The sequence below is a fragment of the Streptomyces sp. NRRL S-31 genome (assembly GCF_000718775.1).
Lineage (GTDB): Bacteria > Actinomycetota > Actinomycetes > Streptomycetales > Streptomycetaceae > Streptomyces.
In genome coordinates this window covers 33,950-45,143 of the sequence record NZ_JOCB01000028.1, presented here as the reverse complement: position 1 = coordinate 45,143, position 11,194 = coordinate 33,950, and the positions used below count along the sequence as shown (strand labels likewise).

Here is an 11,194-nt window from a genome sequence, read left to right as displayed (position 1 = left end):
GCGGTTCCGATCACTGGCGGGGGGACGAGGGCACGTCGACGCGGTCGATGTCCGGGGCGTAGTCCGGACCGCTGTCGAAGGTGAGGGTGTTGCGGCCGGCCTTGAGGGTGACGGGGACGCTGACCGTCTCGACGGTTCCCCAGTCACCGGTGGAGGGGAAGGTGTGGCGGGTGGCGGCGCCGGAGCCGGCGGAGACGTTCACCGGGCGGGCGTCACCGCTGATGTAGGCCACCTTGACCAGGTAGGTGCCGGGCCGGTCCACGACGATGTCGTTGAAGCGGAGCGTGCCGCCGGTGTAGAGGTCGCCGACCTTCTTGCCGCCGGAGCAGGCGGCGCAGTCGGCCACGGAGGCCCGGCCGCCCAGCGTGTTGGCGGCGGCCTCGGCCTCGTATCCGGTGGTGGCGACGGCGCCGCCGTGCGGGGTGACGGTGAACAGCCGGGAGCCGTGGGCGGGCAGCGCCTCGGTGATGCCGTTCCGGTAGGTGCCGAGGTTCTCGTGGTTCCACAGGTCGCGTACGGAGGCTCGGCCGGTGAAGCCGAGGGCGGAGAAGTCGGCGGTGACGGCGGACGGCGAGTCGGCGAGGTTGAACAGGGCGACCGTGGTGGTGCCGTCGGGGTTCTTCGCGGCCCACACCTGCTGGGGGTCGGAGGGGGTGACCGGCCGGGCGGGCGGGCCGTCGCCCTGGTCGACGGCGATGACCTCGCGGTTGGTGAGGAGCTTCACGCCGTAGTCGTCCAGCCGGGTGAGGTCGTCGCCGGTGTAGAGCGGGGACTTGGCGATGGCCCACAGGGTGGCGTAGGTCTGCCGTTCGGCCTTGGTCAGGCCGTCCATGGCGCCGTTGCCGACGTCGAGGGAGTCCAGGTCGTTCCAGCCGCCGGGACCGGCGTGCCGGGTCCAGCCGGGGGTGTCGGTGAAACGGTCGTCGACGGAGTTCTCCCAGCTGACGAGGGTGTTGCAGTAGCACTCGACGTCGGTGTCGACGCGCCAGCCCTGGGAGTGCTTCTTCCAGTCGGCGGCGTGGCCGATGTCGAGGGACCAGGACAGCTCCAGGTGCATGGGGCGGCCGGTGGCGGCGATCGCCCGCTGCCAGGCGGCCACGTCGGCGACGTTGTCGTAGTTGTCGCCGCTCTTGAACGAGCCGGGGCCCACGCCGTCGAGTTTGAGGAAGTCGTACCCCCAGGAGGCGAGCAACCGGGCCTGGGAGTCTATGTACTTCTGCGCGCAGGGTTTGCCGAAGTCGAGTTTGTAGGCGCTGTCCCAGCCGTTGGTGGTGCGCAGGTCGCCGTGGACGATGTCGGCGGTGGTGCAGCCGTCGGCGTCGTCGACCGGTACCTTGCCGTCGCCGTACGCCTCCTTCTCCAGGCCGACGGGCAGGTAGATGCCGGCTTTCAGGCCGAGGCCGTGGATGTGGTCGGCGACCGCCTTCATGCCGTGCGGGAAGCGGTCCGGGTCGGCCCGCTGGCGTGCGTGGGCGTCGAAGGCGGGCTTCCAGTCCTGGTCCCGCCACCAGCCGGAGTCGATGTTGACGTACGTGTAGCCGTACGGCTTCAGCTTCTTCGCCAGGGCGTCGGCCTGCTTGAGGACGTTCGCCTCGGTCAGGTAGCTGTAGTCGCCGTCCGGGTTGAGGCCGGGGTACTTGGACGACTGCATGCTCCAACTGGACCAGCCCATGAAGGGCTTGGCGGCGAGATCCGGCGCGGTGCCGGTGCCCGCGGTGGCCGTGTGCGCGGAGCCGGTGCGCGCGGTGGCCGGGGCGGCCGTGGCGATGCCGGTGCCGAGCCCGGCGGTGAGGGTCAGCGCGACGGCGGCCGCGAGTCCGCGCGCGGGCAGGACGGGGTACGAGGGTGACCTCATGGGCCGTACCTCCTGGGTGGGTTCGGGTCGGGCCGGATCAGCCCTTTCCGCTGCTGGGGTCGGGGGTGATGAAGGTCTGGATGGCGACGGCGGCTGCGCCGCGCGCCCATTCCTCGAAGGGCAGCGGGCGGGTCCGCACGTCGCACCGGGCGGCGGAGCCGAAGGCGGCCGTGCCGAACGCCTCCCGGATGTGCGCCGCGAAGAGGTCGTGGGCGTCCAGTCCCTCGCCGGAGATGATCACGCGTTCGGGGCCGAACAGATTGGCGACTGCGGCGATGCCCCGGCCGATGGCGGCCCCCGCCCGGGCGTAGACCTCGCGGACGCCCGGCACCCCCTGGTGGGCCAGGGCCGCCGCCTCCGGGCCGTCGGCGACCGGGCGTCCGGTGACCGCGCGGACGCGGGCGACGATCGCGGCCTCCCCGGCGACGGCCTCCAGACAGCCGCGGTTGCCGCAGTGGCACCGGGGTCCGGCGGGGTCGGCGACGAGGTGCCCGATCTCCCCCGCCACGCCGTGGGCTCCGGCGACCACCCGGCCGTGCACCACCAGTCCGCACCCGATGCCGGCGCCGACGGTCACCACGGCGAAGTCGCGCAGCCCGGCGCCCGCACCGAACCACTGCTCGGCCACGGTGAGCGCGCGTACGTCGTTGTCGACGGTGACCGGCAGCCCGCAGGCGGCCGCGGCGAGCCGGGCCAGCGGCACGTCCCGCCAGTCGAGGAAGGGCGAGTAGCGCACCACCCCCTCGGCGCGGTCGACGTCCCCCGAGACGGCGATGCCGAGGCCGGCCACCGGGGCGTCCGACTCGGCGGCGTGGGCCAGGAGTTGGCGGACCAGGGCGGCGATGGCGGCCAGTGCGGGCCCGGCGGCCCGGTCCGGCAGGGGGGCGCGGCGGGCCAGCCGGACCCGGCAGCACAGGTCGGTCAGCACGGCGATCACCTCGTCGCCGGTCACCTTCACCCCGGCGAACAGGGCGCGTTCGCCGTTGACCCGGATCAGCCCGGCGGGCCGGCCGAGGGCGGGGCGGGCGTCCTCACCGCCGCCCTGCCCCGATCCGGCGTCCTCCGCCAGGTAGCCGGCGGCCAGCAGGGGGCGTACGGCCTTGGTCACGGCGGCCGGGGACAGCCCCGCCCGGCGGCCCGCCTCCAGACGGGTCAGCGGGCCGTGGGAGAGCACCGCCGTGAACACCTGGGCGGCGGCCGGCGTGTGCGCCGGGAACGTCTCGGCGTGCGGGGTCGGACGCATGGCCGGGAACCTAGGGGTCTTATTTTCCGCTGTCAATAAAAAAAGCGGCGGCTGTTACGGAGGCGGCCGGCCCCACGTCCGCGCGCGGTCCCGGACACGCGGATGCCCCGCACGGGGCGGGGCATCCGGTGGTACCGCCGTGTGCCGGCGTTTCGTCAGTGGCGGGCGCGCGGCGTGTTGGCGGCGGTCACGTTGACCGCGGCCCACGACGCGTCGACCGTCTTGTACTCGGTGCTGGTCGCGCCGTACAGGTCCTTGGCCGCCTTCAGCGTCGCGGTGCGCGCCTGGTGGAAGTCGGTGCTGGAGACCATGTAGCGGGTGAGCGCACGGTAGTAGATGGCGGTGGCCTTGGTGCGGCCGATGCCCTTGACCGTGACGTTGTGGTAGGTCGGCGAGTTGTAGGTGACGGTGCCGATCGTCTTCTTGCCGCTGCCCTCGGCGAGGAGGTAGTAGGCGTGCGAGGAGACTCCGGAGCCTGCGTGCACCTCGGTGTAGTAGGTGTCCGCGGACCAGTAGTCGATGGTGCCCTCGAGCTTGTCCAGCGAGGGGTGGTCCAGGCGGCGCAGGAACTTCTGCGCGAGGCCCAGCTTCTCCCCGACGAGGTAGTCCGGGGTGTCCTTCGCGTTCTTGGCGTAGAACTCGACGTTCGAGCCGAAGATGTCCGCGAGGGACTCGTTCAGCGAGCCCGGCTCGCCGTACTGGTTGCCGTCGGAGTCGACGATGGTCGGCTGGAGGTCGGCGGTCGCCTCCACCACGCCGTGGGTCAGCTCGTGACCGGTGACGTCGAGGACCACGAGCGGCTTCTTGAACATCTGGCCGTCGCCGTCGCCGTACAGCATGCAGTTGCAGGTGGGGTCCCAGAAGGCGTTGGCGACCTTCTTGCCCCAGTGCACCATCGCCTGCGCGGGCTTGCTGTTGTTCGCGATGCCCTTGCGCTGGAAGGTGCTCTTGTAGAAGTCGAGCGTCTTCGTGATGCCGTACTGGGCGTCGGCGGCGGCGCTGACCCGGCTGCTGGTCGCGCCGTTGCCCCACACGTTGGTCGTGTTGGTGAACTTCGTGCCGGCGCTGAACTTCTCCGTGTACGAGCCCTTGGCGTCCCGCGTCTCGGTGCCGTACCGGTTCGGGTCCTTGAGCTGGTAGTGGCCGCTCGAGGTCTGCGTGGTGGTCAGACCGACGGTGCCCACGAAGAGGGTCTTGCCGGTGCCCTTGGCGGCCGACGGGTAGGTCGTGGCGCCGGAGGCGGCCGAGCCGACCAGACCGGACGCGGCGGAGGCGGAGCCGGTGGCCGGGTCGATGGTCTCGCCGCGCTCGCGCAGGGCCTCGATCAGCTTCGGGGACAGGAACTCGTCACGGTTCGGCGTGTTGCTGCGCACCTTGCCGGTGACCGCGTCGACGACGACCGTGCGGGAGGTGTCCTTGTCGGTGACGGTGACCTGGTAGGCGAGGGCCGAGGCGCCGCCCCGGGCGTCCACCACGAGCCGGGCGCCGGCCGCCTCGCCCTTGGCGGCCTTGGCGGCCTTGGCGGCGGCCTGGCCGGCGGTCAGCCTGGCCTTGGCGGCGGGCTTGACCGTGTGGTCGGCCGCGCGGGTCACGCCCGTGTAGCCGAGTGTGCGGCCGAGGTGGACGACGAGGTCGCCACCGAGCACCGGGAGGCCGTCGTGGGTGCGGACGAAGCGGACGTGCCGGGCGCCCTCGGGGTCGATCATGACGTCCCGGGCGTGCAGTTCGTCGCCCTGGGAGACGCCGGTCGCCGAGGCGTGGGCGAAGGCCGCGGCGCGCGCCGCCCCCACCACCACCGAGGAGTCCGGGGCGGCGGTCGCGGCGGACCGCCCCGTCCCCTGGGAGGGAGCCGCGAGAGCCGTACCGGCCAGGCCCGTGGCAGCCGTCGCCACCGCGACGGCAACCGCCACGGTACGTATGTGCGGTCTACGCAATCTGATCAGGATTCCTTCGTTCGAAGGCGGCAGGAGTGCGAACCGCCTTGAGACATGTCGCCCTTGGGCGCCATGGGGGCTGTTCTCGCCCCGAGGGGTAACCTTTACGGATCAGTCATGGACACGTAAAGCCGGAATGATCCATTTCGCGAACTTCTATGGCAATCCTTTACGTACGAAAGCCACAGGGTGATCACGGGATGACCGACTGTGTGTCGGCTGGGGAGACGCCGCCTGCATCCCCTAGGTTCCCAGGGCGGAATGTGACCGATATCGCATCAGAAGTCCGGGCGACGGGAGTGGATACGGGATGGTCTCAGCAACGGTGGGGCGGACAGCGGTACTCGGAGCGGTGGCGCTGTCACTCCTCGCGGTCCCGGCGCGGGCGGTGGCCGGCGAGCCGCACGCACCGGCGGCGGCGCTCCCGGCACCCGACACGGCGGGCCTCGCCGCGGTGCTGCGGTCGGCGGTGAGGCAGGGCGCGCCCGGTGCCCTGGCCCGGATCGACGACCACGGCCGGACCTACCGGGTCACCCGCGGTGTGGCCGACCGCGGCACCGGGCGGGCCGTCTCCGCGGACGACCGGTTCCGGATCGGCAGCGTCACCAAGACCTTCTCGGCCGTCGTGCTGCTCCAGCTCGTCGACGAGCACCGGCTCGCGCTCGACGCGCCGGTCAACCGCTACCTGCCGGGCCTGCTGCCGGACGACCGGATCACGGTCCGTCATGTGCTGAGTCACCGCAGCGGCCTGTACGACTACACCGACGACCTGTTCGCCGACAGTGTCGCCGGCTTCGAGGCGGTCCGGAAGAAGGTCTTCACCTACCGGCAGTTGGTCGCCCTCTCGCTGAGGAAGCCCCGCACCAACGCGCCCGGCGCCGCCTACGCGTACTCCAACACCAACTTCGTCGTCGCCGGGCTGCTCATCGAGAAGCTCACCGGGAAGCCGGTGCGGACCGCGTACCAGCGGCGCGTCATCGAGCCGCTGAAGCTGCGCGACACGTTCTACGTGCACCCGGACACCGCGATCCCGGGCCGGCACGCCCGCGGCTACCTGACCCCCGACAGGGCGGGCGCGCCCCTGGTCGACGCGACCGCGCAGACGGTCTCGTGGGCCCAGAGCGCGGGGGCGGTCATCTCCAGCGCGCGCGACCTCGACGTCTTCTACGGCGCGCTGCTCAAGGGGAAGCTGATGTCCGCCGCGCGGCTCGCGGAGATGGAGCGGTTCACCAAGGTGACCGGCACGACGGCGTACGGGCTCGGGCTGCGGCGGCGCGTCCTGTCGTGCGGGACGTCGGTGTACGGGCACACGGGGGCGGTGCAGGGCTACTACACGTACGCGTTCGCGACGAAGGACGGCGGGCGGAGCCTCACCGCCATGGTGAACACCTCGAACAACGCGAAGGTGCTGAACACCCTGGCGGGCGCCCTGGAGTCGGCGTTCTGCGGGAAGCCGAAGACCGCAGCGAAGTCGGGGGCGAAGTCGGGGGCGCGCGCGGGGAAGGCGACGGGGGCAAGGACGCGAGAGGCGACGGGAGCGTAGGCGGGAAGGGGGCGTGAGCGGAGACGCGAAAGGGGACGGGGGCGGACGGGGAGCAGGGGGCGCCCGACGTCCCCGGGGCGCGGTCGCCCGGTGGCCGAACCGGTACCTTCCGTGATCTTGGCGGAATGCCGTCGTCCGGGACACCATGCCCCGTATGAAGGGTGATCTCTTTTCCAGTCAGCACGTGGTGCGGCCGGCCGTCGAGCCGGGAATGTCCGTCGAGAACGCCAAGTGCGTCAAGTACGCGGTGAACGGCGAGATGTACGCCCGGCAGGGCGCGATGGTCGCCTACCGCGGCGACCTGCGGTTCGAGCGCAAGGGCCAGGGCGTCGGCGGCATGCTCAAGCGCGCGGTCACCGGCGAGGGGCTGCCCCTGATGGCGGTGCGCGGGCAGGGCGAGGCATGGTTCGCGCACGAGGCGCAGAACTGCTTCATCGTCGAGGTCGAGCACGGCGACCAGTTCACGGTCAACGGCCGCAACGTCCTGTGTTTCGACGCCTCGCTGTCGTACGAGATCAAGACCGTGAAGGGGTCGGGCATCGCCGGCGGCGGCCTGTTCAACAGCGTGTTCAGCGGGCAGGGCCGGCTCGGTCTGGTCTGCGAGGGCAACCCGCTGGTCATCCCGGTGTCCGCGCAGGCGCCGGTGTACGTCGACACGGACGCGGTGGTGGGCTGGACCGCACACCTCCAGACCTCGCTGCACCGGTCGCAGTCCATCGGCTCGATGCTGCGCGGCGGTTCCGGCGAGGCGGTGCAACTGATGCTCCAGGGCGAGGGGTTCGTCGTGGTGCGGCCGAGCGAGCTGACGCCCCAGAAGGCCCAGCAGCACTGAAGCCTCACATCTGATCCGTACCCGCGGGCAACCCCCGGCGCCGTACCGACGTCTTGATCGACGACAGACCGGGCCCCGGCCGCTTCGGCCGGGGCATCTTCTCGAGACGCTATACACGACATGTATACACTCCGTGTATAGAAGGGTACGCATGTACGGCAAGGCTTTCGCCCCGGAGTACCAGGGCACCCTGACCACCCTCTCCGTGAACTCCTCGCTGGTGGACGTGCTGGCCGAGGGCACCGAGCGGCTGCGCGAGGCCGAGCGGGCGGGACGCCCCGACGAGGCGGCGCGCTGCGGGCTCGCCGTCGCCGAGGCACACCGGCGGCTCGGCCATGTCCAGGAGGCCGACCGGGCCTGGAAGGCGAGTTACCGCGCCGCCCGGGAGGCCGGCGACACCGCCGCGATGGCGTGGGCGCTGTGGAGCGGAGGCACGCTGGCCCGGCAGCGCGGGGCGTTCCCGCTGGCCTGGCGGCTGCTCGGACTCGCGGCCGAACTCGGCGAGCGCGGCGGGGACGTCGTCGTGCGCGGCTACTCGCTGGCCGGCCTCGCGGAGACCGGGCGGATCCAGGGCGACTACGCGGCCGTCGGACGGCTGCACGAACGCCTGCTGGCCGAGGCCCGCGAGCGGGGCGAGGCCCGGCACACCGTGTGGGCCCTGGAGGGCATCGCCCAGATGCACCGCAACACCGGCGCGTACGACCGGGCGTACGCCCTGTTCGAAGAGGCGGCGGAGATAGCCGGCCGGGCCGACGACCGGCGCGGCCACGCCTGGGCGCTGCGCGGCCTCGCGGACGTCCTCTCGGTGCGCGACGGCGCCACCGAGCGGGCCCTGGAACTGCTCGCCGAGGCGGAGGCGACCTGCCGGGAGATGAACCTCTCCAGCGCGCTCGCCTACAACCACAAGATGCAGGGCAACGTCCTGTACCGCGCGGGCCGGTACGCCGAGGCCCGCGACCGGTACGAGCTGGCGCTGTCCGAGTTCCGCACGATGAGCGAGCCGCGCGGCGAGGCGCTGTCCCGGCTGGGCCTCGCCAAGTGTCTCGCCCGCCTCGGCCGCGACCGCGCCGAGACCGCCGCCGAACTCGCCGATCTGGCCCGGACGCTGGAGCGCGGCGGACTGCGGCACGCCCGGGAGATGGTCGCCCGGGCCCAGCGGGAGTTCTGCCCGGAAGCGGAGGCCGTACGGTGACGGCGCTCACCTCGCCGGTGCGCGGGTCCGCGCCGCCCGTCCTCGCCCGCTGCCGGGAGCTGGTACGGCCCCGGCTGCGCGAGGCGGTGGAGCGGCTGCACCCCTGGGTGGCCGAGATGGCCGCGTACTCCTTCGGCTGGTGCGAGGTCGGCGGGGCACCCGCCACCGCGCCGGGCGGCAAGGGCGTGCGGCAGGCGCTGGCCGTCCTCGGCGCCGAGGCGGCGGGCGCCGACGGGCGGCGGGGTGTCCCGGCCGCGGTCGCGGTGGAGCTGGTGCACGCCTTCTCGCTGTTGCACGACGACATCATGGACGGCGACGCGACCCGGCGCCGCCGCCCCGCCGTGTGGCAGGCGTACGGCACCGGCCCGGCCGTCCTCGCCGGGGACGCCCTGTTCGCGCTGGCCGTGGACGCCGTGGCCGCCGCGCCCGAGGGTCCCGGCGCGGTCCGGCAGCTCTCCGCGGCCCTCGCCGACCTGGTGCGCGGGCAGGCCGACGACCTGCTGTTCGCCGCCCGGCCCTGGACCGGTCCGCAGCGGGTGACGGCGCGGGAGTACCGGGCGATGGCGGAGGGCAAGACCGGCGCGCTGCTGGGCTGCGCCCTGGCGCTGGGCGCGGCCCTCGGCGGCGCGCCCCGGGACACGGTGGCGGCGCTGGACCGGGCCGGGCGGCACCTCGGGGTCGCCTTCCAGCTGGTCGACGATGTGCTCGGCATCTGGGGCGATCCGGCCGTCACCGGCAAACCGGTGGGCGGTGACCTGCGGGAGGGGAAGAAGACCTTCCCGGTGCTGGCCGCGCTGGCCTCCCCGGCGGCCCGCCGGCTGCCGGCGCTGCTCGGGAGCGCCGAGCACGCGCGGGAGGCCGCCGCGCTGGTCGAGGCGGCGGGCGGCCGGACGGCGGCGCTGGCCGAGGCCCGGGCCCGGACGGCCGCCGCGCGGGACCTGTTCGGCGCCGCGTCCCTGGCCCCGGGGGCCGCCGGCGAGCTGGATCTGCTGCTGGAGTTCCTGGTGGGCCGCTCGCTGTAGCCCCGCTCCGAGATCCAGAACGGCGTTGACCGCCGCCCGCCCGGCGGGTCAAGGTGCGTTCCGGCACGGTTCCCGATCCGTGCCGGAAGGATGAGGCACCGTGATCGACATCTCGGACATCGAAGCCGCCGCCGGGCGGATCGCCCCGCACGTCGTACGGACGCCGACGGTGCCGAGCCCCGGCCTCGGCGCGCTGCTCGGCGTCCCGGTCACCACCAAGCTCGAACTGCTCCAGCGCACCGGTTCGTTCAAGGCACGCGGGGCGACGGCGAAGCTGCTGTCGCTGAGCGAGGCGGAGCGGGCGGCGGGCGTGGTCGCGGTCAGCGGCGGCAACCACGGGATCGCGGTGGCGGTGATGGCGGGGGCCCTCGACGTGAAGGCCACCGTGGTCATGCCGCGCACGGCGCCCGCCCGCTCCATCGCGCTCGCCGGGGACGCCGGGGCGTCGGTGCGGCTGACCGACGGCATGGACAGCGCTTCGAGCTGGTGACGCGGCTGCGGGACGAGGGCCTGACCCTGGTCCACCCGTTCGACGATCCGTTGGTGGTCGCCGGACAGGGCACCGTCGGGCTGGAACTCGCCGAGGACGCGGGCGCGTTGACGGACGTCGTCGTCAGCGTGGGCGGCGGCGGTCTGATCGCCGGCGTCGCGGCGGCCCTGCGCGCCCGGCGTCCGGGGGTGCGCGTGTGGGGCGTGGAGACCGAGGGCGCGGAGACGATGTCCGAGGCGCTCAAGGCGGGCGGTCCGGTCCCGGTGCCCTTGTCCTCGCTGGTCACCACGTTGAGCCCGCCGTCGGTGTCACAGCTGACGTACGACCTGGTGTCCGCGCTGGTCGAGGACGTCCTGGTGGTGCCGGACCGGGAGGCGGTGCAGGGCTGTCTGGACCTCGCCGAGCACGCCAAGGTGTGGGCCGAGCCGGCCGCGGGCTGTCTGCTGCCGGCGGCCCGGCAGGTGGCCGCGCGGGTCGGGGACGGCGCCCGGATCGGGCTCGTGGTGTGCGGCGGCAACACCACACCCCGGGAACTCATCGGCTGGGCCGACCGGTTCGGGCTGGGGTGAGCCGGGGCGGGCGGACCGGCACCGGGTGCGCACGGACGCGTGCGGACACCGGGCGGGAAGGGCCCTGAACGCGACGGTTCGCCGGACACTGCACCAGGGTGCGGCGGCCGTACTCGGGGCAGTCCGGGCAGGGGTCCGGCGCGAGGCGACCACGGCCGAGGCACACGTCCGCGCACCCGGCCCGGTCGCCGGGGCTACCGGCTCCCGGGACGGCACCTTGCCGCGTCTCCGGACCATCCGAGTCCGGCCGCCGTCCACAGGCCGGCGACCGGACCGAAGCATCCGTCCGCGAGGCGCCGGACGGGTGCCGACCCGGCCACCGAGCGGGGACACCGATGCGAACCGGCCACTGGCAGCCGAACCCCGAACCCGAACCCCGACCCGGAGCCGGACCCCGGCCCGAATCTGGACCCGGAACCCGACCCGAACCCGAACCCGAACCCGCACCCCGACCCCGACCCGGACCCGGCCGCCGCGGTGCCCGCGTTGGCGGCCGGCGCGGCGGGGAGGGCGG

7 protein-coding genes and 1 pseudogene are annotated in these 11,194 nt (G+C 73.5%); 5 read left to right on the top strand and 3 right to left on the bottom strand.

The window, feature by feature from the left end; genetic code table 11:
• Positions 1-10: 10 nt before the first annotated feature.
• From IF37_RS0113725 to IF37_RS0113715, 3 genes are all read right to left on the bottom strand, one after another.
• Entirely contained in the window at positions 11-1,855 is a 1,845-nt protein-coding gene (locus IF37_RS0113725; protein WP_030741392.1) for a carbohydrate-binding protein, read from the bottom strand.
• A 37-nt stretch (positions 1,856-1,892) separates the two neighbouring features.
• Entirely contained in the window at positions 1,893-3,098 is a 1,206-nt protein-coding gene (locus IF37_RS0113720) for an ROK family transcriptional regulator (protein WP_030741388.1), read from the bottom strand.
• Positions 3,099-3,253: 155 nt separating this feature from the next.
• Positions 3,254-5,008, bottom strand: coding sequence for a M4 family metallopeptidase (locus IF37_RS0113715; protein WP_079165722.1), 1,755 nt, complete (start codon positions 5,006-5,008; stop codon positions 3,254-3,256).
• Positions 5,009-5,342: 334 nt separating this feature from the next.
• Between IF37_RS0113715 and IF37_RS0113710 the strand changes: the two genes are divergently transcribed.
• The 5 genes and pseudogenes from IF37_RS0113710 (at position 5,343) to IF37_RS39350 (ending at position 10,680) form a co-directional block, all read left to right on the top strand.
• Positions 5,343-6,575, top strand: a complete 1,233-nt coding sequence (locus IF37_RS0113710; RefSeq protein ID WP_030741383.1) for a serine hydrolase — start codon at positions 5,343-5,345, stop codon at positions 6,573-6,575.
• A gap of 154 nt (positions 6,576-6,729) precedes the next feature.
• Positions 6,730-7,407, top strand: coding sequence for an AIM24 family protein (locus IF37_RS0113705; protein ID WP_030741380.1), 678 nt, complete (start codon positions 6,730-6,732; stop codon positions 7,405-7,407).
• Positions 7,408-7,558: 151 nt separating this feature from the next.
• Positions 7,559-8,599, top strand: a complete 1,041-nt coding sequence (locus tag IF37_RS0113700) for a tetratricopeptide repeat protein (protein WP_030741376.1) — start codon at positions 7,559-7,561, stop codon at positions 8,597-8,599.
• The gene (locus tag IF37_RS0113695) at positions 8,596-9,621 is read left to right on the top strand and encodes a polyprenyl synthetase family protein (protein ID WP_030741375.1); all 1,026 of its coding nucleotides are present in this window, start codon (positions 8,596-8,598) and stop codon (positions 9,619-9,621) included. Before IF37_RS0113700 ends, IF37_RS0113695 begins: the two co-directional genes overlap by 4 nt.
• 100 nt (positions 9,622-9,721) lie before the next feature.
• A pseudogene (locus IF37_RS39350) lies at positions 9,722-10,680 on the top strand (threonine/serine dehydratase).
• Positions 10,681-11,194: the final 514 nt, after the last annotated feature.

Coding starts and splice junctions, on each gene's coding strand:
- IF37_RS0113725 (WP_030741392.1), bottom strand. CDS start 1,855: ATGAGGTCACCCTCGTACCCCGTCCTGCCCGCGCGCGGACTCGCGGCC.
- IF37_RS0113720 (WP_030741388.1), bottom strand. CDS start 3,098: ATGCGTCCGACCCCGCACGCCGAGACGTTCCCGGCGCACACGCCGGCC.
- IF37_RS0113705 (WP_030741380.1), top strand. CDS start 6,730: ATGAAGGGTGATCTCTTTTCCAGTCAGCACGTGGTGCGGCCGGCCGTC.
- IF37_RS0113700 (WP_030741376.1), top strand. CDS start 7,559: ATGTACGGCAAGGCTTTCGCCCCGGAGTACCAGGGCACCCTGACCACC.
- IF37_RS0113710 (WP_030741383.1), top strand. CDS start 5,343: ATGGTCTCAGCAACGGTGGGGCGGACAGCGGTACTCGGAGCGGTGGCG.